The organism is Campylobacter sp. 7477a (assembly GCF_014892335.1).
GTDB lineage: Bacteria > Campylobacterota > Campylobacteria > Campylobacterales > Campylobacteraceae > Campylobacter_A > Campylobacter_A californiensis.
Window position 1 is genome coordinate 46,779 of record NZ_JADBJH010000010.1, and the last position, 25,478, is coordinate 72,256.

General features: G+C 37.4%; 29 protein-coding genes. 9 read left to right on the top strand and 20 right to left on the bottom strand.

Annotated features, from left to right (window positions below):
• Nucleotides 1–14 precede the first annotated feature (14 nt).
• From trmD to CCAL5182_RS06270, 15 genes are all read right to left on the bottom strand, one after another.
• Nucleotides 15–701, bottom strand: a complete 687-nt coding sequence (gene trmD, locus CCAL5182_RS06200) for a tRNA (guanosine(37)-N1)-methyltransferase TrmD (RefSeq protein WP_169937322.1) — start codon at nucleotides 699–701, stop codon at nucleotides 15–17.
• Entirely contained in the window at nucleotides 698–1,228 is a 531-nt protein-coding gene (gene rimM / locus CCAL5182_RS06205; RefSeq protein ID WP_336610526.1) for a ribosome maturation factor RimM, read from the bottom strand. Before rimM ends, trmD begins: the two co-directional genes overlap by 4 nt.
• Nucleotides 1,218–1,463: a KH domain-containing protein gene (locus CCAL5182_RS06210; protein WP_169937319.1), complete on the bottom strand. Its 246-nt coding sequence runs from the start codon at nucleotides 1,461–1,463 to the stop codon at nucleotides 1,218–1,220. Before CCAL5182_RS06210 ends, rimM begins: the two co-directional genes overlap by 11 nt.
• A gap of 4 nt (nucleotides 1,464–1,467) precedes the next feature.
• The gene (gene rpsP, locus CCAL5182_RS06215; protein ID WP_169937317.1) at nucleotides 1,468–1,698 is read right to left on the bottom strand and encodes a 30S ribosomal protein S16; all 231 of its coding nucleotides are present in this window, start codon (nucleotides 1,696–1,698) and stop codon (nucleotides 1,468–1,470) included.
• Between the two features lie 66 nt (nucleotides 1,699–1,764).
• Nucleotides 1,765–3,105, bottom strand: a complete 1,341-nt coding sequence (gene ffh, locus CCAL5182_RS06220) for a signal recognition particle protein (protein ID WP_336610527.1) — start codon at nucleotides 3,103–3,105, stop codon at nucleotides 1,765–1,767.
• 64 nt (nucleotides 3,106–3,169) lie between these two features.
• Nucleotides 3,170–3,928 carry an RluA family pseudouridine synthase gene (locus CCAL5182_RS06225; protein WP_336610528.1) on the bottom strand — a complete coding sequence of 253 codons (759 nt, stop codon included), beginning with the start codon at nucleotides 3,926–3,928 and terminating at the stop codon, nucleotides 3,170–3,172.
• Entirely contained in the window at nucleotides 3,918–5,060 is a 1,143-nt protein-coding gene (gene waaA / locus CCAL5182_RS06230; RefSeq protein WP_169937311.1) for a lipid IV(A) 3-deoxy-D-manno-octulosonic acid transferase, read from the bottom strand. The genes CCAL5182_RS06225 and waaA overlap by 11 nt, the downstream gene beginning before the upstream one ends.
• A gap of 7 nt (nucleotides 5,061–5,067) precedes the next feature.
• Nucleotides 5,068–5,775, bottom strand: a complete 708-nt coding sequence (locus CCAL5182_RS06235; RefSeq protein ID WP_169937309.1) for a zinc ribbon domain-containing protein — start codon at nucleotides 5,773–5,775, stop codon at nucleotides 5,068–5,070.
• 12 nt (nucleotides 5,776–5,787) lie between these two features.
• Nucleotides 5,788–6,510 (bottom strand): Nif3-like dinuclear metal center hexameric protein, encoded by a 723-nt coding sequence (locus tag CCAL5182_RS06240; RefSeq protein WP_336610529.1) that lies wholly within the window; start codon nucleotides 6,508–6,510, stop codon nucleotides 5,788–5,790.
• Entirely contained in the window at nucleotides 6,507–7,364 is an 858-nt protein-coding gene (glyQ, locus tag CCAL5182_RS06245; protein ID WP_169971791.1) for a glycine--tRNA ligase subunit alpha, read from the bottom strand. Before glyQ ends, CCAL5182_RS06240 begins: the two co-directional genes overlap by 4 nt.
• Nucleotides 7,365–7,375: 11 nt before the next feature.
• Nucleotides 7,376–7,726 (bottom strand): effector binding domain-containing protein, encoded by a 351-nt coding sequence (locus tag CCAL5182_RS06250; protein WP_228026586.1) that lies wholly within the window; start codon nucleotides 7,724–7,726, stop codon nucleotides 7,376–7,378.
• A 72-nt stretch (nucleotides 7,727–7,798) separates the two neighbouring features.
• Nucleotides 7,799–8,272, bottom strand: coding sequence for a DUF3972 domain-containing protein (locus CCAL5182_RS06255; protein ID WP_169937304.1), 474 nt, complete (start codon nucleotides 8,270–8,272; stop codon nucleotides 7,799–7,801).
• A gap of 9 nt (nucleotides 8,273–8,281) precedes the next feature.
• Complete coding sequence (gene purE, locus CCAL5182_RS06260; protein ID WP_336610530.1) at nucleotides 8,282–8,776, bottom strand: 5-(carboxyamino)imidazole ribonucleotide mutase; 495 nt, start codon at nucleotides 8,774–8,776, stop codon at nucleotides 8,282–8,284.
• Nucleotides 8,773–10,035, bottom strand: a complete 1,263-nt coding sequence (locus tag CCAL5182_RS06265) for a U32 family peptidase (RefSeq protein ID WP_169937300.1) — start codon at nucleotides 10,033–10,035, stop codon at nucleotides 8,773–8,775. Before CCAL5182_RS06265 ends, purE begins: the two co-directional genes overlap by 4 nt.
• Nucleotides 10,035–10,784, bottom strand: a complete 750-nt coding sequence (locus CCAL5182_RS06270) for a chemotaxis protein (protein ID WP_169937298.1) — start codon at nucleotides 10,782–10,784, stop codon at nucleotides 10,035–10,037. Before CCAL5182_RS06270 ends, CCAL5182_RS06265 begins: the two co-directional genes overlap by 1 nt.
• Before the next feature lie 96 nt (nucleotides 10,785–10,880).
• On the opposite strand from CCAL5182_RS06270, the gene CCAL5182_RS06275 reads away from it, so the two are divergent.
• From CCAL5182_RS06275 to CCAL5182_RS06285, 3 genes are all read left to right on the top strand, one after another.
• Nucleotides 10,881–11,660 carry a histidinol-phosphatase gene (locus CCAL5182_RS06275; RefSeq protein ID WP_169971418.1) on the top strand — a complete coding sequence of 260 codons (780 nt, stop codon included), beginning with the start codon at nucleotides 10,881–10,883 and terminating at the stop codon, nucleotides 11,658–11,660.
• Nucleotides 11,661–11,744: 84 nt separating this feature from the next.
• Complete coding sequence (gene glnA, locus CCAL5182_RS06280; protein ID WP_336610531.1) at nucleotides 11,745–13,175, top strand: type I glutamate--ammonia ligase; 1,431 nt, start codon at nucleotides 11,745–11,747, stop codon at nucleotides 13,173–13,175.
• A 239-nt stretch (nucleotides 13,176–13,414) separates the two neighbouring features.
• Nucleotides 13,415–15,034: a DNA polymerase III subunit gamma/tau gene (locus CCAL5182_RS06285; protein ID WP_169937292.1), complete on the top strand. Its 1,620-nt coding sequence runs from the start codon at nucleotides 13,415–13,417 to the stop codon at nucleotides 15,032–15,034.
• Here CCAL5182_RS06285 and CCAL5182_RS06290 read toward each other — a convergent pair.
• From CCAL5182_RS06290 to CCAL5182_RS06300, 3 genes are read right to left on the bottom strand one after another with little or no spacing between them, the layout of a single operon-like run.
• Entirely contained in the window at nucleotides 15,024–15,344 is a 321-nt protein-coding gene (locus CCAL5182_RS06290) for a cupin domain-containing protein (protein WP_169937290.1), read from the bottom strand. The two genes, CCAL5182_RS06285 and CCAL5182_RS06290, sit on opposite strands and share 11 nt — an antisense overlap.
• The gene (gene ccoS / locus CCAL5182_RS06295; protein ID WP_336610532.1) at nucleotides 15,331–15,561 is read right to left on the bottom strand and encodes a cbb3-type cytochrome oxidase assembly protein CcoS; all 231 of its coding nucleotides are present in this window, start codon (nucleotides 15,559–15,561) and stop codon (nucleotides 15,331–15,333) included. Before ccoS ends, CCAL5182_RS06290 begins: the two co-directional genes overlap by 14 nt.
• Nucleotides 15,554–17,929 carry a heavy metal translocating P-type ATPase gene (locus tag CCAL5182_RS06300; RefSeq protein ID WP_336610533.1) on the bottom strand — a complete coding sequence of 792 codons (2,376 nt, stop codon included), beginning with the start codon at nucleotides 17,927–17,929 and terminating at the stop codon, nucleotides 15,554–15,556. Before CCAL5182_RS06300 ends, ccoS begins: the two co-directional genes overlap by 8 nt.
• A 160-nt stretch (nucleotides 17,930–18,089) precedes the next feature.
• Between CCAL5182_RS06300 and CCAL5182_RS06305 the strand changes: the two genes are divergently transcribed.
• The 5 genes from CCAL5182_RS06305 to CCAL5182_RS06325 all read left to right on the top strand — a co-directional run bounded on the left by CCAL5182_RS06305 (nucleotide 18,090) and on the right by CCAL5182_RS06325 (nucleotide 21,539).
• Nucleotides 18,090–18,590: an acyl-CoA dehydratase activase gene (locus CCAL5182_RS06305; protein ID WP_228026585.1), complete on the top strand. Its 501-nt coding sequence runs from the start codon at nucleotides 18,090–18,092 to the stop codon at nucleotides 18,588–18,590.
• 40 nt (nucleotides 18,591–18,630) lie between these two features.
• Nucleotides 18,631–18,873: a hypothetical protein gene (locus CCAL5182_RS06310; RefSeq protein WP_336610545.1), complete on the top strand. Its 243-nt coding sequence runs from the start codon at nucleotides 18,631–18,633 to the stop codon at nucleotides 18,871–18,873.
• Nucleotides 18,857–19,966 carry a double-cubane-cluster-containing anaerobic reductase gene (locus CCAL5182_RS06315; protein WP_336610534.1) on the top strand — a complete coding sequence of 370 codons (1,110 nt, stop codon included), beginning with the start codon at nucleotides 18,857–18,859 and terminating at the stop codon, nucleotides 19,964–19,966. Before CCAL5182_RS06310 ends, CCAL5182_RS06315 begins: the two co-directional genes overlap by 17 nt.
• Before the next feature lie 89 nt (nucleotides 19,967–20,055).
• The gene (locus CCAL5182_RS06320) at nucleotides 20,056–20,433 is read left to right on the top strand and encodes a RidA family protein (protein ID WP_169937283.1); all 378 of its coding nucleotides are present in this window, start codon (nucleotides 20,056–20,058) and stop codon (nucleotides 20,431–20,433) included.
• Nucleotides 20,434–20,453: 20 nt separating this feature from the next.
• Nucleotides 20,454–21,539 carry a threonine synthase gene (locus CCAL5182_RS06325; protein WP_336610535.1) on the top strand — a complete coding sequence of 362 codons (1,086 nt, stop codon included), beginning with the start codon at nucleotides 20,454–20,456 and terminating at the stop codon, nucleotides 21,537–21,539.
• A gap of 72 nt (nucleotides 21,540–21,611) precedes the next feature.
• Here CCAL5182_RS06325 and CCAL5182_RS06330 read toward each other — a convergent pair whose 3' ends face one another.
• Nucleotides 21,612–22,721 (bottom strand): cation diffusion facilitator family transporter, encoded by a 1,110-nt coding sequence (locus CCAL5182_RS06330; RefSeq protein WP_336610536.1) that lies wholly within the window; start codon nucleotides 22,719–22,721, stop codon nucleotides 21,612–21,614.
• 149 nt (nucleotides 22,722–22,870) lie between these two features.
• On the opposite strand from CCAL5182_RS06330, the gene rho reads away from it, so the two are divergent.
• Nucleotides 22,871–24,217, top strand: coding sequence for a transcription termination factor Rho (gene rho, locus CCAL5182_RS06335; RefSeq protein ID WP_169937277.1), 1,347 nt, complete (start codon nucleotides 22,871–22,873; stop codon nucleotides 24,215–24,217).
• A gap of 61 nt (nucleotides 24,218–24,278) precedes the next feature.
• On the opposite strand, the gene nusA is transcribed toward rho, so the two are convergent.
• The gene (gene nusA / locus CCAL5182_RS06340) at nucleotides 24,279–25,385 is read right to left on the bottom strand and encodes a transcription termination factor NusA (protein ID WP_336610537.1); all 1,107 of its coding nucleotides are present in this window, start codon (nucleotides 25,383–25,385) and stop codon (nucleotides 24,279–24,281) included.
• Nucleotides 25,386–25,478 lie beyond the last annotated feature (93 nt).

The following is a 25,478-nucleotide window of genomic DNA, read 5'->3' on the forward strand; positions in this document are numbered from 1 at the left end:
AGTTTGTCCTTAAATTATGGCTTAATTTTTTGGTATAAATCAGGGCGGAAGAACTTTGTTTTGCAGTGCGCCATCCTGTTTTTTAAAGACTGGATTTTACCATGATTTCCCTTTAAAAACTCTGAAACAACAAAACTACCTTTAAAGAGGTCAGGCTTAGCAAAGGATGGAGCTTCAAGCAAATTATCCTCAAAACTCTCCACTGCCAAACTCTCATTATTGCCAAGCACTCCATCTATATTTCTAGATATTGCATCACTCATACAAAGAGCGCCAAGCTCCCCACCAGTTAACACATAATCGCCTATGCTAAAAACTTCATCAGCCCACATTTCAATGATTCTCTCATCGATACCCTCATATCTGCCACAAACAAAACAGATATGATCTTTTTTGGCTAATCTTTTGGCATCATTTTGATTAAATTTCTTTGCAGCCGGAGTTAAAAAAATAATATGCACACTCTTATCATTTTTTTTTATCTCACTCAAAGCGTCATCAATCGGCTGTGCAAACATCAAAAGACCTGCGCCACCGCCTATCATATACTCATCAACTTTTAAATTTTTTTGTTTTGTATAATCACGAGGATTGACAAAAGAGAGATTGATCTTATTAGAAGATACTGCCCTTGCAAGGATTGAGTCTTTAAAGTATGGTTCTATTAACTGTGGAAATAAAGATACAAAGCTAAATTTCATGAATTTTCAAGAATTGCTTTTGCATTTTTAGTTGAAATTTCTTGTTTTTCTAGATCAACACTGGTAATAAATTCGTCTATATACGGTATATAAAAGCTTTTTGCAAAGCCTTGTTCAGCTAGGCTTGGGCCAGTTTTGATAAATAAAAGATTTGAGCTTGAAATTTCTTCAATATCATCAACTATGCCTAAAATTTCACCATTTTCCAGTATCTTAAGTCCGATAATGTCAAAATAAAAAAATTCATCTTTCTTAAGCTTGCAATCTTTTCTAGTTTGCTCGACAGTAGTATAAATGACGCGGTTAGTTAGCTCTTTTGCAGCTTCAATACTTTCAAAACCAACAAACAAAGCCTCACCGCGTGTTTTGTCATAATTTTTTATAATAAGCCAATTACCGTCTTTGTCAAAAAATTTAGCGTCTTTTTTAAACTGCTCAGGGAAGTCACTTTTATTGTGAAGCTTTACATAGCCCCTAAGTCCGACGGTTTTGCCTATTATAGCTACTTCGAGATTTTCACTCTTCAAAAGCTTTTACCGTTACCCTGTAGCTAGTGGAGTCTTTTGCCTTACATCCGATAATGACGGTTTTTATGGCATTTATCATCTTGCCATCTTTTCCTATCAACTTACCGGTATCAACCTTATCGGCATTTATAATAATCTCGGCAAAATTCTCGCCAAGCTCCACACGCTCAACTTTTATCTTTTCAGGAAAGTCGGCTATAAGCTTAGCATATTCGTATAAAAAATTTTCAACCATAAATTTATTTGCTTGTTATTTGTTCAACTCTATCGCTAAGTTTAGCGCCAACGCCTTTCCAGTATGCTAGTCTTTCAGCGTCAAATTTTACAACTTCAGGCTCTACCATTGGATTGTAGTAGCCGATACTCTCTATCCAGCCGCTATCACGTCTTTTTCTACTATCTGTTACAACTATACGATAAAATGGTCTTTTTTTGCGTCCCATTCTTGTTAGTCTTACTACGGTTGCCATTATATTTCTCCTTAAAATTTTTAAATAATGCTTAAATTTAGATAACGAATTATCCAAATTTAAACCCTATCTGGGTCTATTCATATTGGCTTGACTTAGCATATTTGCAAGCCCTTTAGCACCGCCTTTACCTGAAAATTTCTTTGCAAGCTTGGAGGCATTTTCAAACTGTTTTAAAAAACGATTAACCTCTACTTGAGATAGCCCAGAGCCGGCTGCTAGACGACGTTTTCTGCTATTGTTTAAAAGCTCGGGATTTTCACGCTCTTTTTGCGTCATTGAATTTATCATAGCTTTTATATGCAAAATTTCTTTTGAGTTATCAAGATCTATGTCTTTGATCTGATTTGCCATATTGCTAAGACCAGGTATCATACCTATTAGGGATTTCATAGAACCTAGTTTTTTTACGCTCTCCATTTGTTCTAAAAAGTCGTTAAAGTTAAATTGTCCCTTTTTTATCTTTTGATTTAAGCGCTTGGCTTCTTTTTCATCAATAATAGAACTTGTTTTTTCTACAAGAGTAGCAAGGTCGCCCTCGCCCATTATGCGACCGACTATACGGTCTGGTATGAAGCTTTCTAAATCGGCAACTTTCTCACCGGTACCAACAAATCTAAGTGGAATTCCTAACTGTTTTGCTATGCTGATAGCAACACCACCCTTGCTATCAGAGTCAAATTTTGAAAGTATTACACCGCTGATATTTAGCGCTTCATTAAAGCTGGCTGCAGAACGCACGCCATCTTGACCACTCATAGCGTCAGCTACATAGAAAATTTCATGTGGATTTATGGCACTCTTAACATCTTTTATTTGACCCATTAAAGCTTCATCTATAGCCAAACGACCTGCCGTATCAACTAAAAGCACATCATAAAGACCGCTTTTAGCTTTTACTAGTGCCTCTTTGGCAACTTTAACAGGGTCATTTTCATTTTCTATAAAAAATAGATCGATTTCATTAGCAACACAAAGCTGACGAAGTTGTTCAACTGCAGCCAAACGTTGTAAATCACATGCAGCAACAAGAACTTTCTTCTTGCGAAGCTTTAAATAATTTGCTAGTTTTATCGTAGTTGTGGTTTTTCCGGATCCTTGCAAGCCGGCCATCAACACGATGGTGGGAGCTGTTTGAGCATAAACAAAGCCTTGATTGCCAGGAGCTGTTAAAATTTCTGTCAGCTTTAATTTTATAGCATCTAAAAATTGCTTTTGACCGATACTAGTTTGTTTTATCTCGCTTTCGATCGCGCTTAATAAATCCTTGGTAACTTTATGATGAACATCAGCTTTTAAAAGAGCTTTTTTAAGCACATCAAATGCGTTTTTCAAAGCCTTTTCATCATCTACAAAACGTATCTTGCTGACGGCTAATCTAAACGACTCACTGATTTGTTCAAACACTATTTACCTTTCTAAATTTATATATTAAACGGCGCATTTTACTAAATTTTTTCTTTATCGCTCTTTAAATCTCAAATTTATTTGAAATTTCAAACCCTAACGCATTAAAATCTTTAGGAATATTAGCTTTAAAATTATAACCCAAAAGCCCGATATAATAGGCATGTAGATACATTCTAGCCGAACGATTTTTACCGTATTTTTCATCACCAACTATAGGTGCATTAACACTTGATAAATGAACCCTTATCTGATGAGTTCTTCCTGTTTTTATTTCGACTTTTACAAGTGACTTTTTGCCGACAACCATAAGTGGCGTTACTTTCGAGATGGCCTCTTTACCATCTTTTGAAATTTTAGAGTGAGCACCACCCTTTGTTTTAATGGTTAAAATCGGCTCATTTATATTAATTTCTTCACTCACTATGCCTTTAATTGCAGCAACATAGGTTTTAGCAACGCGCATATGCTTAAATTCTTCTATTGCTTTTTTGGCAAATTCTTCATCTTTAACAAGCAGTAAAACACCGCTTGTTTCTTTATCCAAACGATGAAGAAGCGGAAATTTATAAATTTCGCTTATCTTTTCACTCGTAATAAAAGCCGGTTTATTTATTGCGATCAAATTTTCATCTTCAAAAATCACGCTTGGCTTTGATACTTCTTGAACATTAAAGCGTGTATTTGCCCCCATTAGCGCACGAGCTATGAGAATTTTCTGCCCTTTTGCATATACAAGACCATCGTCGATTAGTGCCTTTGCTTCGTTGTTTGAAATTCCCTCTTGCAAAGCCAAAAGCTTATATGCTTTTTCACTGCTCATAACTACTCCTAATATCATCTATAATCGCCGTAATATCGGCCTTGTTAATAATCCTTGCACGCTCTTTGTAAAGACTTAAAACATCATTTAGCTCATTTGTTTTGATAAATTTTACTCCACTTACAAGCCTAAATAGTGCTTTTTGGTTAAATACATGCTCGCCACTCACAAGAATAGGATTAAAATTTGCACACTCTATTGGGTTGTGTCCGCCAATACCAGAAACAAAACTTCCCCCAAGCACTACCACGTCGCTTATAGCATAAACATTTACGAGCTCACCGAGCGTATCAAGTAAAGTTATTTGTCTATTAAAATTTCCGTTTTGACTAAATTTATCAAACTCAAAGCCGTGCTTATGCGACCATTCTTTTACAAACTCGCCAACACTTGCAAATCTCTCAGGATGTCTTGGGGCTATAACAAGCTTGTCATTTTTGCTTAACTTCAAATTTTCAAGTAGCATTTTCTCTTCACCTTCATGCGTGCTTGCTAAAACTATAACCCTTTCTTTAGGCTTTTTATAAATTTTACCAGGTTGTGAGGCAAACGCTGATTTGACATTGCCAGCTACTTTTATATCTTTTGCTCCAAGACTCATAAGTCTTTCTTTATCTAGATCGCTTTGCGCATAAACTTGGTCTATGTATCTAAAAATAGTAGCATAAAAAAAACTAAATTTCTTATATCTAGCATAACTTCTATCTGAAATTCTGGCGTTTATCAAAATAACCCTTGAGCCATTTAGCTTAGCCACAAAAACAAGCATGAGCCAAAGTTCGGCTTCAAAAATAACTAAAATTTTACTTTTTTTAAGCCAAAATGGTAAAAATATCTCAAATGGTAAAAACCGTGAATTCTGGCTTATTTTTTTTGCTGCTTCAAAACCGGTATGCGTCACTACGCTTATCGCCTTATCCTCAAATTTTCTCATGATCGGCGTTAAAGCCTGAATCTCACCATAACTGCAAGCATGAAAATGAACTTTGGCGTCTTTAAATTTTGGGTTATTAAAAAGAAAAAACCGAGCCGGTATAGCGCTGCGGTATTTCTTTTTAAGGCTTAAAGGGAGTAAAAAAATAGCTCCGATCAACCACGAGATCAAAGCTAAGATATAATAAATCGCTACCACGAGGGGCTTAAATATTTTCTTTATATAAAATTCTACCGCAATGAGGGCAAGTGACGATATCTTCAGCACGAACTACAGCTGCAAAAGTTTTATCATTTATCTGCATAAAACAGCCGTAGCATGCTTGTTTTCTAACAGGAACAACAGCTGAATTATGAGCCCATTTGCGAATTTTCTCATAAAATGTAAGAATTTTTTGGTTCATCTCGCCTACAAGCTTAGTTTTTTGTGCATAAACTTCAGCTCTTTCTTTCTCAATAGCCTCAAGCTCTGACGAAATTTCCGCTTCTATCTGTGTGAGTTTAGCCTCTAGCTCGCTCTTTTTAGCTACTAACTCTTCCTTACTTGCATTTTTGCTATCAATTATCTTTTCAAGTCTAGCTATCTCTTCGTTTGCAGCTTCAAGTTGCTCTTTGGCAATCTCTTCTTCAAGATTAAGAGCTTTTACCTCTTTTTCGCTCTTGGCTAAACCACTTTTTTTTGCTACATCTTTGATCTTTGCTGCAAATTCGGCTATGTGTGCATTTGTTTGACTTTTTTGAACTTTGATATCGCTTACTTCATTGTCCAACTGCTCGATATTTGCGCTTATGGCATCACACTCTTCTTTTGTTACTCTGTAAGTTTTTTGAACGTTTTCGATACGAGGAGTAAAATCGTCGATCTCTTTATCAAATTTTGAAAGCTCAACTAGCTGTTGTAAATATTTATTCATTTTAGTGTTTCCTTAAAAATGTGTGAATGGGTTTTTCGAATTAGATATTATAATCAAAACTCCAAGATTTTGCAAATATTTTGCCAAAGACTCCCCAAAATACTGCTCGCTCTCGTAGTGATTTATATCTATTAAATTTAGCAAATTTTCTCTAGCTTCTAGCGCTTGATGATATTTTATATCACCCGTTAAAAGCACATCGGCCTTTACATAAGGCATTAAATCAGCTCCGCTTCCAGTGCAAATAGCTATAGTTTTTATCTCATCTTTTGCATAGACAGTGCGAATTTGATTTAAATTTAGCCTGTCTTTTACCAAATCCACAAGCTCTTTAAAATTTAAATTTACATCACAGTAGATCAAAAATTCATCAGACCTTGAAATATCAAAACCTAAAATTTCAGTTACAAAATATCTGTTTAAAACAGCTTTATCAAAGTTTGTATGCATCGAGATTAAGCTTATATTTTTTTTAATCATTTCAGCGATAATGCCACTTGGATACTTGGCAAAATTCATCACTTTAAGTCCTTTAAATATAAGCGGATGATGAGTTATTAGAAGTGAATTTGGCTTCATTTTATCAACCAGCTCACTATCTATGTCAAGGCTTAGATAAATTTGCTCAAACTCACTCTCAAACGATCCGACAAGAAGTCCACTATTATCCCATTCCTCTTGTGTGTCAAACGGAGCTATCTTGTTTAAGTGTTCGTAAATTTCAAAAATTTTCACTGCTGCTCTTGAGACTTAAGATATGTTAAGGCGCAGGATTTGGCAAGCTCGCGGATTTTTAAGATATACTCTTGTCTTTGCGTAACAGAGATCGCACCTCTTGCATCAAGAACATTAAAAGTATGAGCCGCCATCATGCAATAATCATACGCAGGAAGCGAAATTTCAGCCTCCAAACAACGCTTGCATTCATTAAATGCGCTTTCAAATTGATTAAAAAGCATATTAACATCGGCTACTTCAAAGTTGTATTTACTCCATTCAAATTCGCCTTGTTTATGCACATCGCCATATGTTACCACACCGTTTTTATCATCCCATACGATATCATAAACGCTGTCTTTATCTTGCAAATACATGGCAAGTCTTTCAAGACCGTAAGTTATCTCTCCGCTTACTAAGTCACAAGTTATGCCACCAACTTGCTGAAAGTATGTAAACTGCGTTACTTCCATGCCATCAAGCCAAACTTCCCAGCCTAGTCCCCAAGCACCAAGCGTCGGACTCTCCCAGTTATCTTCTACAAAGCGAATATCATGGTTTTTCAGGTCAAGTCCTAGCTTTTCAAGGCTTTTTAGATATAGCTCTTGGATGTTTTTTGGGCTTGGCTTGATAAGTACTTGAAACTGATAATACGCACCTAGGCGATTTGGATTTTCACCGTATCTTCCGTCTGTCGGACGACGAGACGGTGCAACATAGGCAGTCGCCCACGGCTTTTTACCAAGGCTTCTTAAAAATGTCGCTTGATGATATGTTCCTGCACCTGCTGGCATATCGTAAGGTTGAACGATAACACAACCTTGCTCACGCCAATAATTTTGTAAATTTAGGATTATCTCTGAAAAAGTTATCATTTGTTTCCTTATTTTATTGATATGTAAATTTCTATTTTATCTTTTAAATGTTTTTCAAAATCGCTCTCATAGGCTCTTTGCAAATTCGAGCTTTTAAAAAAGCTCCAAATTTCATGCCAAAGCTCTATCGTAACACTCTCTCCTGTGCCATCCTTGCTAAACATAGCATATTTGCCATTTTTAACAAAAACCTTCCGGCTATCTTTGCGTTCTAAATTTTTAGCACCTACGATCAAAGAGCAAAAGCCGTTTATATCGCTTTCATACTCATGATAAACTGCATAAATTTCATCTAAATCACCAAAACCTAAACTTAAGAATTCTTTCCATAAACTAGCTATCTTGCCACAACCGCTCATTTCGCTAGAATTATCTGTTCTAGTTTTTAAGCCATAAATTTCAAAATCCTCTTGTTAGATTAATTATTTGCACTAATTATCCTTGAAATTTTCGACTGCCTTGTTCCACATAAGTTTGTATTTACGTTTTAAAAACTCAACCTCATCTTGCGAAATTTTAAGTTGATCCGTTAGTGTTTCTATGGTCTTTCTGTCTTCATCGTAAAGTTCTTGCATGGAAAACAGTGCTTCTTTTAAAAATTTATTCTCGTTTCTTAAAACTTCAAGCGTTTCGTCTTTTGCATCAAGAACTTTTTCATGTAAATTTAAAATCGTTCCGATAGTTTTTTCTACAAAACTCTCGCCCGCAATCGCGTTCATATTTACGCTTAAATTTGAACTTGTTGTAGGCACTACACTCATAGTTCCTTGCGAAGCTTCGATGTAAATTTCGCCGTCTTCTTCAATTTTTGTATTTAACACACCGCGCTCTATCATGCCTTCGATGACTTCACGCTCTAAATGCACAAGTTTGCAAAACTCATCTATCTTTAAAAAAGTCTGCATCCACCCTCCTTAAAGTATAACTTCAACCTTTGCCGAATCAGCCTTTAAAGCCTCCTCTTTCGCCTTTCTGTCTTCCTTAAGTTTTTTAGCTAAAACATCATCGCTTAACGCTAAAATTTGCATGGCAAGATAAGCAGAATTTATCGCTCCCGCCTTACCTATCGCGAGTGTTGCCACCGGCATTCCGCTTGGCATTTGCACTGTTGAGTAAAGAGCATCCACTCCACCCAAGGCAGAACCAGCCATAGGTATACCAACAACAGGTTTTGTGGTATTTGCTGCGATCGCGCCTGCCAAGTGAGCCGCCATTCCAGCTGCTGCTATGAAGACTTGTGCGCCTTTTACTTCGGCATTTTTTACGTATTCATGCGTTCTTTCCGGACTTCTGTGAGCAGAGCTAATAATGAGTTCGTATTTTACTTCAAATTTTTCAAGTAGTTTTGCTGCTTCACTTACTATCTCGTAGTCGCTCTTACTTCCCATTATAATAGAAACAAATTTCACTTAAATTCCTTTCTTAGAAAACTAAATTTAGGTAGTTTTATAGGTAGTTTTATCTCGTTTTCGTTACCGCTGTGGATCTCTTCGAAAATTTTACCTTTTTTACTCACAAGCTGTTTAAATTCCAGCCAAAACTTTCCATCGTTATCATAAACACTTCCAAGCTCGCTTTCGCCGACTTCTATAATACTATCAAGCGGAGATACTATCTCGTAAGCCTCATTAGCGACGATCTTAAATTTACACTTTATAAATTCCCCATCTTCGCTTATCGCATGAACTTGATGAGTGCCCTCTTCCAAGCTACTGGTGTGGTTTTGAGTATCGACTCGTTCGTAAGGACGACTTACTAGATATCCGTCCGTAAAGCCGCGGTTTTTAAGCGTATTTATCTCGAATTCATACTTTTCTCGCTCAAATTTACCACTTGCCGCGTCATCTATCGCCATTCTGTAAGCACGCGTAGCACATGCCGCATAATACTCACTCTTTGTCCTGCCTTCTATTTTGCAGCTGTCTATGACGCCTGATTTTACTATTTCATCGATATGAGAGATAAGGCTTAAATCCTTTGCGTTCATAACATGCGTACCGCCTTCAGGATCTTCTTCCAATCGGAACAAAGTCTCGCTTTCTGGATTTTTAGCATAAAGTTCGTATTTAAAACGGCAATCATTCGCGCAACTTCCGCGATTTGACTGTCGTCCGCTTTGCACAGCACTAACCAAACATCTACCAGAATAAGCAAAACACATAGAGCCGTGAACAAAAATTTCTATTTCGAGATTAGGTAGCATTTCCTTTATCTTGATGACATCCTTTAGACTCATCTCGCGAGCCACAACTATGCGTGACGCACCCATTTCATGATAAATTCTAGCATCAAGATAGTTCATCACATTTGCCTGTGTACTTAAGTGTATGTCAATATCAGGAGCTATCTCCTTTGCAAGACTCATTACGCCTGGAGTTGAGATCAAAAAAGCATCAGGTTTCATAGCTGAAACTGTTTGTAAGTGGCGCTTTAACGGCTCGATCTGCCCATTAAAAGGAAATGCATTTATGGTAACATAAAATTTCTTTCCTTTTTCATGAGTATATCTTATGCCTTCTTCAAAGCTTTCTAGACTAAATTCTCTAGCCGAGCGTGTGCGTAAACTAAAACTAGCCACAGAGGCGTAGACGGCATCTGCGCCGTATTCAAGGGCTATTTTAAGTTTAGTTAAATTTCCTGCAGGGCTTAATAATTCGGGCTTTAACACTATTTATTACCCAAACTTTCGATAAGCGCTTCTATGTCATCGTTGCTTACTAAGTTTTCGGTCGTAGTATCACCCACGATGTGAACAGCCGAGCTAACGCGCTTATCATCATCTATCCTACCTTCAAACAAGCTACTCATATACTTACTAAGCGCTCTCATGACATTTATGACACGCTCGATTTTTTGACGATGGATATCTTGATACTGCATCATATCCATAGCCATCATTATCTCGTCTTGTCCCATTTGGATATCGCCGATAGTGTTTTCGACAGTTTCTTTCATGCTCTCGTTACGTTTAAGAGCTTCCAAAAATGCATCTACGCCCGGAAATTTCTCACTTAACGTAGTAAAAATTTCTATATTTTTATCAATATCTTTCTTAAGATCGCCACATGAACTCTCAGCATTCATGAAAAAACCGTTGATAACATCAAGTTTATCAAACATTTCAGTGGCTTTCTTCTCGCTGTCTTTCGTAACATCATCAAGCTGGTTTACCATTTTATGATCATCTGTAGGCGGTGGAGGTGGCCATGCGGTTTGCGGATTTACCCTGTAACCTTTTACAAATTCCTCGTCAATATCATTATCTTCCGACTCTTTTTCCTGCTTTACAGGGGCTGTTTCTTGTTTTGTTTCAACGGAAGAATCAACTTTATCTTGCGTATCAGGCTCGGCTGTCTCTTCGTCCATAATGTCGTCAAGACCGCCTGCCATAAGCGCATCAAGTTCTTCTTGGGTCATAAAAACTCCTATTGGTATGATTGTGCGATTATACAATCAATAGGCTTAAATTTATCTACTTTTAGATAAGATTATGCGGATTTTAAAAGGACGGACATGAAAGTTGATCTACACAACCACACAACTCTTTGTAATCACGCAACAGGCGAGATAGATGAGTATATTAAACAAGCTATCAAACTTAATTGCGAAATTTACGGCATTAGCGACCATGCCCCTATGAAATACGACGAAGCTTATAGAATGAACTTTGCGCAAATGAATTTATATGAAAGTATGGTTTTAAAAGCAAAAGAGGATTTTAAAGACAAAATCAAAATTTTACTTGGATACGAGGTTGATTTTTTAGATGGTTTTATAGATGAGCGCGTTTTGGCTCGTGATGTGGATTATTTTATCGGTTCTGTGCATTTTATAGGTGGTTGGGGATTTGACAACCCTGAATTTATAGGCGAATACTCAAACAAAAACATAGACGATATTTGGCGAGAGTACTTTGCTTGTATCGAGCAGTTGGCAAAATGTGGTAAATTTGATATAGTCGGACATTTTGACCTGATGAAATTATTTAATTTTATGCCAAAAACAGATATTAGAATTTTAGCTAAAGATGCCATAAAAGAGATAAAAAAAGCAAATTTAGCTCTTGAGATAAACTCTGCAGGTCTTAGAAAACCGGCAGCAGAGCAATATCCAAGTGTTGAGCTTTTAGAGCTTGTTTATGAAGCGCAAATACCAATAAGCTTTGGCTCTGACGCGCACGATCCTTTGCAGGTCGGAGCAGATAACGGCTTATGTGAAAATTTGGCTCGGAAAATGGGCTTTAATAAGTGTGTAAGTTACGAAAAAAGAGATAGGTATTTTGTTAAATTTTAAAATGGGTATAAATTTTATATAAAGTTAAACTTAAAAGTTAGATTTTGTGATATAATTCAAAAATACAATCCAAAAGGAGAATATATGGGAAAATTTGTAAATAGTGTCGATGAATTTTTCGACTTTTGCAAACAACACGAAGTTAGATTTATAGATTTTAGATACACCGATATGAACGGTGCTTGGCATAGCATAAGTTACAACGCAAAAGTTGTAGAAAAAGGAAATTTTGAAAACGGTATACCTTTTGACGCAAGTTCTACAGGCGGTTGGCAGCCTATCGACAAAAGCGATATGGTACTGATGCCTGACGCTGCTAGTGCATTTTTAGACCCTTTTACGGCAGATATCACGGCTGTTGTTTTTTGTGATGTTTATGACATATATAAAGGTCAAATGTATGAAAAATGCCCACGCTCTATAGCTAAAAAAGCAATGTCTTATGTAAAAGAAAGCGGCATGGGTGATGTAGCGTTTTTTGGTCCTGAGAACGAATTTTTTGTATTTGATAACGTTAAAATCATCGATAGCCCAAACTGTGCAATGTTTGAAGTTGATACAGAAGAAGGTATCTGGAATGACGGCAAAGACTTTAAAGATAGCTACAACACAGGTCACAGACCTCGCACAAAGGGAGGATATCTAGCAACGGGACCGGTTGATAGTATGGTCGATCTACGTGCTGAGATGGTAAATGTTTTAGAGCAAGTAGGTCTTGAGCCATTTGTAGTTCACCATGAAGTAGCACAAGGTCAAGGTGAGATCGGTGTAAAATTTGGAACACTTGTTGAAGCTGCCGATAATGTTCAAATTTATAAATACGTAGTTAAAATGGTAGCTCATCTAAACGGCAAAACCGCAACTTTCATGCCAAAACCTCTTTATGGAGATAATGGAAGCGGTATGCATGTGCACCAGTCTGTATGGAAAGATGGTAAGAATTTATTTTATGGAGAGGGCAACTACTCAAATTTAAGTGATTTTGCTCGCTGGTATATAGGTGGAATTTTAAAACACGCAAGAAGTGTTGCAGCCTTTACAAACCCAAGCACAAACAGCTATAAACGCCTAATCCCAGGCTTTGAAGCACCATCGATCTTGACTTATTCAAGCCAAAACCGCTCTGCTTCTATACGTATCCCTTACGGCTCAGGAGAAAAATCAGTCCGTGCCGAAATGCGCTTTCCTGATAGCACCGCTAACCCGTATTTGGCATTTTCAGCAATGCTTATGGCTGGTCTTGACGGCGTTAAAAACAAATACGAGCCGGTTGGACCGATGGATGAAAATTTATTTAAACTTACTCTTGATGAAATTCGCCAAAAGGGTATCGAACAACTTCCGCACACTCTTCGTGGCAGTTTAGAAGCACTTATTAGAGATAATGAATACCTAAAACCTGTAATGTCTGAAGTGTTTGTAGATGCGTTCCAGCATTATAAATTTGAAACACAAGTTTGGCCATACGAAGCTCGTCCAACAGCATACGAGTTTAAAACCTGCTACTCTTGCTAAAAAATATAGGGGCGCTTAAGCCCCTTAAATTTTAATTACTTATCACTTTGTTGATCTATGCATCGGGTGTTGGTAATCGTTGCGCTCGCAACCAATAAAACTAAACACAACAGCACCTAAAACGATAGCTAAAAATAATTTTTTCATAAAATATCACCTTTTTGTTTTTAATTTGATTATATCAGAAATTTATCATTTTTTGAGTAAAATCAATCCAAAATTTTACCCAAGGATAGATCTTGCAAGCATTAGCACTTAAATACAGACCGAAAAATTTTGACGAACTAATAGGTCAAGAAGCAGTTAGTAAAAGTCTGACTCACGCTTTGCAAGAGGGTCGCATAAGTCACGCATATCTCTTTTCCGGACTTAGGGGAAGCGGTAAAACATCAAGTGCTAGGATATTTTCTAAGGCGCTTGTTTGCGAACAAGGTCCAACATCTCATCCATGCGAAATATGCTCTCACTGTCAAATGGCAAACGAAAGCAGACACATGGACATCATCGAAATGGACGCCGCAAGTCATAGAAAAATAGACGATATAAGAGAGCTAATCGAACAAACAAAATACGCCCCCGCGGCCGCAAGATATAAAATTTTTATCATTGATGAAGTTCATATGCTAACAAAAGAGGCATTTAATGCACTTTTAAAAACACTGGAAGAGCCGCCAAGCTATGTCAAATTTATACTTGCCACGACCGACCCGCTAAAGCTTCCTGCAACCGTGCTTTCACGCACACAACATTTTAGATTTAAGCAAATTAGCAAACACAACATCATAAAGCATCTTGAATTTATTCTAAGCAAAGAGGGAATTTCTTATGAGAAAGAGGCATTAGAGATCCTTGCTAGAAGCGGATCAGGCTCACTTAGAGACACTCTTACTTTACTTGATCAAGCCATTATTTTTAGCACAAACCACATCACTCAAACAGCAGTCGCTTCCATGCTAGGACTACTTGATCCCATAAAAATAGAAGAGATCTTAGATGTCGTTATCTTAGGCGATAAGGATAAATTAAAAGAGCTGGTTTTGGAGCTTGAAATTTATGAACCGGAAATGATAATAGATGAGTTAATCATAAATTTAAAAGAGAAATTTCTAAATAACGATCCGAAATTTTCATTGTTGATTTACGAGAGATTTTTTAGAATTTTATCACAAACAAAGGGCATGTTAAGCGTTTCTAGCGACAATGGTTTCATACTGACGATAATGCTTTTTATGATGATAGAAGCGCTAAATTTAAAGACGATAGATGAAGCCATAGTTTCACTTCAAACATCTAAACAAACTAATCAAGCACAAAATTTAACGCAAAAGTCGACAACAGTAATAAATTCAAACACTCCAAATTTAGCACAAAATGACCCTTATGCTTTGTTCTTATCAAAGATTTATGACCGCGACTACGAACTTGGCGAGTGTTTTAAAAGATGTATCGAATTTCAAGACTTTAAGCAAAACACTATGTATTTAAGCTCGGGCGCAATGGGTGAAGATCAAACCAAAATGCGAAACAGCTCAAAAATCATAATGCAAATTCTTCGCGCCTGCTTTGGAAATAGTGCAAATATCAAGATCGTAGCAAAAGAACAAAAGCCCTTAAATGAGCCAAAAAACGAGAACTCAAGCCTATCTTACTTGGATGCAGAGCTTTCAAATTTAAATATAGATCAAAATTTATCACAAACACAACCTCATCCAAAACCCATCGAAGTAAAGCCTATTATCACTCCAAGTATAAATTTCAATGGGCAAAAAAGCCCTGAAGAGCTTGAGAGGCTAAAACAAGAGGGCGTAATAAAAGAGGCAAACAAGCTTTTTGGCGAACCGCAAATCATCAAAAGCTAAAAAAACAAAGCCAGATACACTCTTGTGATGTATAGCTGACTTGATGCTTTGTATGCGCTTTGATAAAAAGCGTATCGCCTCTATTTAGTGAAATTTTATCGCCGTTTTCATATCTAATCTTAGCTTCGCCATCAAGCAAACAAACCCACTCGTCCTCGTCATTATCTTGCCATTTTGTAGTTTGCCCGCTTGATAAAATTCGTTCAACTCGTATTTTTTCATTTTTAAAAAATTCGTCTACTATCTCAAATTTTGATGAGAAATTTAAATTTTTAAAGATGTTTTGCCTATCTTCACTAAGATGACCCATAGCTTTTTTCCTTGCGTTTTTTTATCGCTTCTTTCTTTCGCTTTTCAAGCTCATAGGCATCATTTAAAGCATCCTCTCCATCAAAGCTTGCCCCATCAAGAAATTTACGATAGTCCTCAAATTGATGATTTTTAATCCCCCAAATAACGCCAAAAAGCCCGCATGCCCCTATTAAAATAGAAATTCCAAGCATTATCGCTAAAACCAAATCATCCATTTTTTGCCTTAAAAGTTGATTTTATCCTTAGTGAATTTAATATCACGACTATCGAGCTAAGCGACATAGAAAGTGCGGCAAACAGCGGTATAACATATCCCATAACCGCCAAAGGCACGGTTAAAGCGTTATAACAAAGGCTAAAGGCTAAATTTTGCTTTATCGTCCTAAATGTTCTTTTTGCCAAGACCATGCTGTCGCCAAAGGCTGTTATATCGTCGTTTAAAAGTGCGACATCGCTTCTTTCCAAGCTTATATCAGCACCACTGCCCATGCAAACTCCAACTTGGGCTTTACTCATAGCGAGACTGTCGTTTATACCATCTCCTACAAAAACAACTCTTTTGCCGTCTTCTACAAGCTTTGCTACGAATTTGGCCTTTTCATCAGGAAGCGCATTTGCCTTGTATTTAAGTTTAAGTTCGTCTACTACCTTTTTGACGTTTTTTTCATTATCACCGCTAAGCACGTAGGCGCTTATGCCTAATTTTTTTAGGCTTTGCACGCACTCTTTCACGCCACTTTTTAGCTCATCTTTTAATACAAATTTAGCCACAAGCTCGCCATCATAAGCCACAAAATACCCTGCATTATCATCTTGTAAGGTGAGCGAATTTTCACGCATAAACCTAGCACTTCCGCCAAGTAAATTTCTGCCCTCAAACTCAGCCATTACGCCCTTTGCTGCGATCTCTTTTACATTTGTTATATTAACGCTTTTTGCTTCTTTTAGATAGGTTGCTACAGCAACACTTACGGGATGTTTTGAAGCTAAAGCGATAGAAAGTATTAGCCCGTCATCTATATCTTTAAATTTAGCAAATTCACTAACTGTCAAATTTGCCTTCGTAAGAGTTCCTGTTTTATCAAAAACAACCGTATCACACTTTGCCAAGCTCTCTATAAATTTAGCCTCTTTAAATAAAACTCCTCTTCTAAGCCCTGTCCCAAGCGCGCTTAAAGTCGCCACCGGAGTTGCTAAAGCAAGAGCGCAAGGGCAAGCGATGACGATAACAGATATGGCGATGACGATAGCTTTTTCAAACCATGCCGCATAAAAATAATACCCAAACGTAAGCAATGCGATACTTAAGATCACAAGCGAAAATTTAGATGAAATTTCATTTGCGAGCTGCTCTATGCGTGGTTTTTTAATTGTTGCATTTTCAAGCATCGATATAATTTTATTTAAAAGCGAGTTTTCAAAACTGGCATTTGCCCTGTAATAAACTACTCCGTCAAGACATATCGAGCCGCTTTTTAACTCATCATTTACACCCAAAAACACAGGCAAACTCTCTCCGCTAAGGCTTGAAAGATCAAAGCTAGCCTCTCCGCTAGTCACGACACCGTCTATAAGTGCTTTGTCCCCTGCTTTTAGCACGATGGTTTCACCAACTTTAACATCCTTAATGTTTTTACTAGTCACAGCACCATCTTTTGCTACGCTAACTTCGCTTAAAGATAATAAATTTAGCCCATCAAGAGTATCGTTTGCCCGTTTTTTACTTAAAATTTCTAAAAATTTACCGATAAAAACAAAGGTGATTATCATCGCGACAGAGTCAAAATACACCTCTCCAACGCGCGAAAACATCGAATACACCGAATAGCTATACGCTAAAGTCGCTCCGGTAACCACAAGCAGATCCATGTTTGGCGTTCTTGTTTTTAAAGCTATTTTTGCCCCTGAAAAAAACGCCGATCCCGTATAAAACAGCACAGGAGTAGCAAGTATAAACTCGGCAAAATTTAAAATATCTCTAACATTTTTGTCGATACCCGTAAAATACCCGGCATACTGGGCTATGGCTATCCACATGATGTTCATCACGCAAAACACTCCGACAAGTAGCTTTATATAAAAATCACGCCTTTTTGCCGACATTCTAAGCTCTTCTTGCCCTGCATCATACGCATATGCTCTATATCCCACGGCACTTATGGCATTTAAAATTTCAGCCAAACCGACTTGCTCTTCATCCCAGATAACGACAGCTTTGTTATTTGTTGAATTTATACTAGCCTCAACGACACCCTTTGTAGAAAAAAATACCTTTTCGTTTAGCCAGATACAAGCCGAGCAGTGAATTCCCTCTATCACTAAACTTATCTTTTTAAAGCCGTTTTCATCTTTTACATACTCATCATATAAGCTTTGTATACTTTGAGTGGTGCTATTTTGGGTATTTTGCGGACTTAGGGTGTTTGTTCCAAGCCGAGAGTAAAACTCGTCAAATCCGCCATTGTGTAAAATTTCATAGACATTAGCGCAACCCGTGCAACAAAATTTTTCTCCATTTTGATTTACTATCGCACAATCATCGTCAAAGCTTAGCCTACAATGCGAGCATTTAAATTTTGGCATGAATTACATTTTTCTTTCATATTTAGATTAAATTATTATACGGAAATTTCTCTTAAATTATATAAATTTGTGCTATAAATATTAAGCTGTAATTTTGATTTTATTTGATAAAATTATGTAATCTCTAAGTTTAGAGACACTTTTATACTAGGCAAATTTTATGTATTTTATCGGTATCGACATAGGTTCAACCTCAACAAAAGTGGCTGTATTAGACGCGGATAAAAATGAATTTATCGATCTATTTTTACGTCCTACAGGCTTTAGTGCCGTAAATGTTGCGGATGAAATTTATGAAATTTTAAATCAAAAAGACTATATTCCAAATTTTATAACGGCAACAGGGTATGGCAGAGTAAGTGTGAAATACGCAAATTTCACAACAACTGAAATTTTATGTCACGGACTTGGAGCGGATTTTTTATACCCGTATGACTGCACGGTTATAGACGTAGGAGGGCAAGACACAAAGGCGATAAAAATGGTCTCTTCAAAGCCTGAAGACTTTATCATGAATGACAAATGCTCTGCGGGAACGGGTAAATTTTTAGAAGTTATGGCAAATCGCCTAGGGCTAGAACTAACCCAACTTTACAAAACCGCACAGCAAAATTTAAATATCAAAATCAGCTCAACTTGCACGGTTTTTTGCAGAGTCTGAGATAATCTCTCTCATATCAAACGGCGTTGAAAAAACACAAATAGCATATGCCATTATTGACTCTTCGACACAAAAAGTTGCTTCGCTCATAAAAAAACTTGAGAATGAAAGATACTTTTTAAGCGGAGAACTAAGTAACGTAGAACTGTTTAAAAATTTGCTCTCAAATCATCTTGGTAAAGAGATTTTCACTGATAAAAATGCAATATTTTGCGGTGCGATGGGAGCTGCTCTCATCGGCGCAAGAAGATCAAAGGAGAAAAACAATGAGAATGGAATTTGACGCTTTAAAAAAGCGTAATGCAATGGCTCTTCAAGACATCAAAGCTCAAGGCAAGAAGATCGTAGGGAATTTTTGCACCTACGCACCAAAGGAGATAATATATGCCGCAAGGGCAATACCTATAAGCCTTTGTGCTTACGATGAAAGTCCGATGGATGCGGCTCAAAAAGAGCTTCCTCGCAACCTTTGCCCTCTTATTAAGGCGAGTTACGGATATGCATTAACCAAAAAATGCCCCTACATGAACGCAAGCGATCTAGTTGTCGGTGAAACAACCTGTGATGGCAAAAAGAAGATGTATGAGCTGCTTGCAAATCACAAAGATGTCTATGTCATGGAACTTCCAAATATGACAAACAAAAAAAGTCTAAAGCTTTGGAGCAAAGAGATAGCGGAATTTAAAGAATTTATAGAGAATAAATTTAAAACCAAAATCACCGATGAAGCGCTGCTTGAAGCGATAAAAATTTATAACCAAGAGCGTGAGATAATGTGCGAACTTATGGATCTTAGTAAGGCGAACCCAAGCCCGATAAAAGGCAGCGAGATACATCAAATTTTATTTGCAAGCGACTTTATCTACGATAAACAAGAAAAAATCTCCACGCTTCGCTCTTTCATAGATGCTATAAAAGAGAGCACGCCACCAAAAGAACACAAAAAACGTATCTTAATCACAGGCTGTCCAAGCGGTGGTATATATGAAAAGATAATCAAACAAATCGAAGATCTAGGTGCAGACGTGGTTGCATTTGAAAACTGCACGGGAACTAAAAACTATAAAAACTTAATCCAAACCGATGGCGACTTGATAGAAAATATCGCCAAACGCTATCTAAAAATCCCATGCTCGGTAATGTATCAAAACAACGACAGAGGTGAGATCATCAAATCCATGGTAAAAGAGTACGAAGTAAATGGTGTCATAGACGTTGTTTTAAGCGATTGTCACACATACGCGATAGAAACAAATAAAATCAAAATCGCAAGCAAAGAAGTCGGTGCAAACTACATGAGCTTAGAGACTGATTACTCAAAACAAGATGTAGGACAAATTCGCACACGACTTGAAGCTTTTATAGGACTATTATGATAAATTTAGAGCGAAATTTTCGCCCTTTTGCTTAAGCTCCTTTAAATACCGTTACGAGTAAAATTAGATAAAATTTTTAAGGAGTTTTTATGGAAATTTTTCAAACACAACTTTCTAAAACACGCAAAGCTCACTACTCCCCTGCAGTGCTGCACGGCGACATACTTTACGTTTCAGGACAACTAAGCATAGATCCGGTGACCATGAAACTACCAAATGGTGGAGTTAGAGAGCATACACAACAAGCGCTTAAAAACTTACAAGCCGTCTTAGACCTAGCAAACGCTAAAAAAGAAAATATCATCATGTGCAGGGTCTACACTCCAAATGTTGAATTTTGGGATGAGATAGATGACGAGTATGCGAAATTCTTTGGCGAGCACAAACCCGCTCGCGTAGTCGTGCCTACGTCGACCTTACATTTTGGTTGTTTGGTAGAGATAGAAGCTCAAGTGGCAATGAGATAAACCCAACACAAAGGAAAAACATGTCAAATTTTAAATGTTACGAATGCGGTAAAACGGCATCTTTGCAAACCCTAAACTATACTTGCGAATGCGGTGGGCTTTACGATCTTGACTTTAAAGCTCCAAAATTTTCACTAGATCTGATCGACAAAAACGAATTTAGCCTCTTTCGCTACCGTAAATTTTTCCCTATCCAAAATGAAATTTGGCGCGAAGTAACTCTTGGCGAGGGCATGAGTGCGACCGTAAATTTTGATGACAAGCTTTATTTTAAACTTGATTATGCCATGCCTACACTATCTTTTAAAGATCGCGGAGCCGTTATGCTGATATGGCTTTGTAAAAGCATAGGTGTTAAAAAAGTCCTTCAAGATAGTAGCGGAAACGCCGGCAACTCAGTCGCCGCATACTGCGCTAGAGCCGGCATAGAGTGTGAAATTTTTGTTCCAAAAGGCACAAGCGAGAAGAAGATAAACATGATAAAAGCCTTTGGCGCAACGGCTACAGTTTTTGACGGGACAAGAGATGAAACAGCCGACGCATGCCGTAAAAAAGCGCTTGAAGAGGGAATTTACTACGCTAACCATGTTTATAATCCACTATTTTACCAAGGTACTAAAACTTACGTCTATGAAATTTTTGAACAACTAGGCAGGGTGCCTGATAACTTCTTTTTACCAGTTGGTAACGGAACACTACTAATAGGCTGTGAGATTGCGCTTACCGAACTTTTTGAAGCAGGGCTTATACAAAAACTACCTAAAATTTTCATCGTTCAAAGTGAAAACTGCGCTCCGTTTTTTAAAGCCAAAGATAAGCCTCTAAACGTTATTCCAAAGCCTACCCAAGCCGAAGGTATCGCCATAGGAAAGCCCATGAGAGGTAAAGAAATTTTAGCAAGCACTTATCAAGGCGAACGCGAAGTTATAACGATACCTGAAAATGCGATCATCCCAACAAGACAAGATCTTGCTAAAAAAGGTTTTTATGTCGAGCATACGACAGCTGCCATTTATGCCGCTTATGAGCAATACATCAAAACAAACCGCCTTCAAGGAGATAGCATCATCTCGCTTTGCGGAGCTGGTTTAAAAAGCGAGCATTAAATTTTTTATAAAAACAAACGGAAGAAATTTAAAGACAAAAACACTAAATTTCTTCCATATCAAAATCGAATTTTAGCTAAATTCCCTATCTATAACGATAAAAATTTCAAAGCCCTCAAAACGCTTAGCAACCCTCTCTTCTATCTTAGCCCTAAGTCCCGCTATATCCGGCTCTTTAAAATCAACCGTCACGTCAAATCTAATTCTTTTTTGCTTTAAATTTATAAAAAACGCATGGATATTTAAAACACTTTTTATATCCAAAAGTGCGTTTTTGATGCACTCTTTTGCACTATTTTGGCCTAAATTTACGCTATAAATTCCAAAAACAAGATACACACGATATTTATCGTAAATCTCAACTTGAAGCTCATTTAAACGCTGTGAAACAAGCGGTAGTTTTAAATGCTCGTCAACCTCAACATTTATAGACCCTACATAACGCTCAACACCATAGTTATGGAGTATCAAGTCATAAGCGCCTTGTACTATCTCGCACTCTAAAACCGCCTGATAGATCGTATCGCTAACCTCTTTTTCGACCCTAACACCGATTATCTTGTCAAATGTCTCTTTTATCAAGATCACACCATTATAGATGATAAAAACCGATGCGACAACACCGGCGTAACCGTCTATAAAAATTTCATAAAAATACGAAAGAAGTGCCGAAATCAGTATGATACAAGATATCATCGCATCACCAAAAGCTTCCGCTCCAACTGCTTTTAGCGAGATTGATTTTGTGTTTTCGCCTACTTTTTTATAATGCTTTGCGATTAATACTTTTACAAAAATAGCAAATAGTAAAAACCAAAGCGCGCCAGCTTCAAAGCTTGTCTTTTGAGGCTCTATTATAACCTCAACCGAGTTTTTAAAAAACTGCAAACCAAGCATTAAGACAACTACCGAAACGATAAGGCCGCCGATGTATTCAGTTCTACCGTATCCATAAGGGTGGTTTTCATCAGGCTTTTTTAGCGAAAGCTTTGAGCCAAATATCGTTATAACGCTTGAAAATGCATCACTTAAGTTATTTATCGCATCTGAAATGATAGCAACCGAATTTGAAGCAAGAGCGATTAAAATTTTTATACCAGCTAAAAAAACATTAACGACAATACCTAAAACAGCCGTTTTTATAATGATCTTTTCTCTAAGACCGTCTTTAAAATTCATCATTTTCTACCCTTAAAACAAAATCCAAATTATATCAAAAAGTGTAAATTTTATTGACAAGAAAGCAAAAATTCTATAAAATGACACTTTTCAAACACTACATTTGAAGACCCAAATTTCTACATTATTTATGCAAATTTAAAAGAGGATTAATGGAAAATAACGAAAAAGAGCAAGAAGCTCAGAGCCAAAAAGAAAACAAGGCTACAAAAAAACACACAAACTCACGCACACATACCCCGGTTGATGGACACAAGATAGAAGACCTAAGAGCGCTTGACTTAGAAAATTTAGTCCAGATAGCAAATGTCGTCGGTGTTGAAAACCCTCGAGAATTTCGCCGTCAAGATTTGATATTTGAAATTTTAAAAACACAGACAAAACAGGGCGGTTTTATACTATTTACAGGAATTTTAGAGGTTACAAACGAAGGTTACGGCTTCTTGCGTTCCGTTGACGCAAACTTAAGCGACAGTTCAAATGACGCTTATGTTTCAAATTCGCAAATTCGCAAATTCGCGCTACGTGTAGGTGATATCGTTACGGGACAAGTTAGAGAGCCAAAAGATCAAGAGAAATACTACGCACTTTTAAAGATCGAAGCCATAAATTATATGCCTTTAGTCGAGGCAAAAGAACGTCCTCTTTTTGACAACCTCACACCGCTTTTCCCAACCGAAAAGATAAAACTAGAATACGATCCGATGCATCTAACAGGACGCGTGCTTGACCTTTTTACTCCTATAGGCAAAGGTCAGCGTGGCCTTATCGTCGCTCCTCCAAGAAGCGGTAAAACAGAACTCATGAAAGAGCTTGCTCACGGCATAGCTAAAAATCACCCAGAGGCTCATTTGATGGTGCTTTTAGTCGATGAACGTCCTGAGGAGGTTACCGATATGCAACGCTGTGTTAAAGGCGAAGTATTTAGCTCGACTTTTGACCTACCGGCGCTTAATCACGTGCGCGTTGCAGAGCTTGTTATAGAAAAGGCAAAGCGTCTAGTCGAGATGGGAAAGGACGTCATCATTCTTCTTGACAGTATCACTCGTCTAGCACGTGCTTACAACACAGTAACTCCACCAAGTGGCAAGGTGCTAACGGGTGGTGTGGATGCTAACGCACTTCATAAACCAAAGCGCTTCTTTGGTGCAGCTAGGAATATCGAGCACGGTGGTAGCCTTACTATCATCGCAACCGCACTTATCGACACAGGTTCGCGCATGGATGAAGTTATATTTGAAGAATTTAAAGGCACCGGCAACAGCGAGGTTGTACTTGATAGAAATATTTCCGATCGCAGAATTTATCCGGCAATTAGTGTGCTTAAATCAGGCACAAGAAAAGAAGAGCTTCTTCAAAAACCTGATGAGTTACAAAAAATTTGGGCTATTAGAACAGCTATCGCATCTATGGATGATGTCGAAGCGCTTAAATTTTTATACGCAAAAATGTTAAAAACAAAAAATAACAAAGAACTACTTGCGATTTTAAATGATTAAATTTTAATCGCCTTAAAAAGCGGCAAGCACAAACTTGCCGCGATTATTTTATACTGAAATTTCAGTCTTCTCCAAAAAGCGATCTTAAATCTCTTGTAAATTCACTATTTTCAGAGCCGCTTGTCTTTGCAGAACCGCCTATCTCGTTAAGCTCTATCTCATATCCTGTAAGCATGCTTGCTAGTCGTATGTTTATGCCTGACTTGCCTATCGCCTTGCTTTTTTGTTCGCTAACTAAACTCACGATAGCTTTGTTTCCGTCTATTTTTACAGAACTTATAATAGCAGGACTCATGGCGCGAGTGATAAATATCACAGGCTCAGCCGAATACTCAACAACATCGATATTTTCATTTTTTAGCTCTTTGCTTACGGCATTTATCCTAACGCCTTTTGTTCCAACAGTCGCTCCGATAGGATCGATATTTGGAGAAACGCTAAGAAGCGCGATTTTAGCACGCTCTCCTGGAATTCTAGCGCTTGATTGGATGATTATACCGCCATCTTTTATCTCAGGCACCTCAGCCGCTAAAAGAGCTTCTAAAAATTTAGGCGAAGTTCTGCTTAGCTCTACTTTTATGCCAAGACTTTTATCGGTATAAACCTTTCGGATAACAGCTTTAACTACATCACCCACTTTAAATTTCTCCCCTTTTATACGGTATTTTCTAGGCAACACCGCTCGAAGCTCGTCTATCTCCACAAAAGTGTTTTCTTGCTCATCAACACGAACAACAGTTCCAAAAACAACATGCCCAACAAGTTCTTCGTATTTTTGAAAAATTTTCTCTTCAACAAGACGTTGTATATGAAATTCAAGCTCTTTATGTAATGTTTGAGCCGCCGTTCTGCCAAGGTTATCAAGACTCAACTCATAAGTAAGTTCATCGCCGATCTCTACACTCGAATCGATATTTTTCGCATCTTTTACGCTTATAAAGTACTCGTTATCTTCGCTCAAACGCTCATCATCGTTTGAAAGTATTAAAATTTTCTGATAAAGTTTTAAAGTTTTATTTGCGTCGATAACAACATCGTATTCATAATGCTCTCCGTATACATGTCTAGCGGTATTGACAATGGCTCGTTTAACACGCTCTTTTACATCCTCTATATCAAGCCCTTTTTCATTTGCAATAGACTCTATGATGTCCGATATTCTCTCCATTTTTGCTCCATATTTTGTATTTTTAGGGGATTTAACTTTAGAAGTTTTGACATTATATAGTTTTCTTACTAATAAAAAGTTTAATGTGCTTTT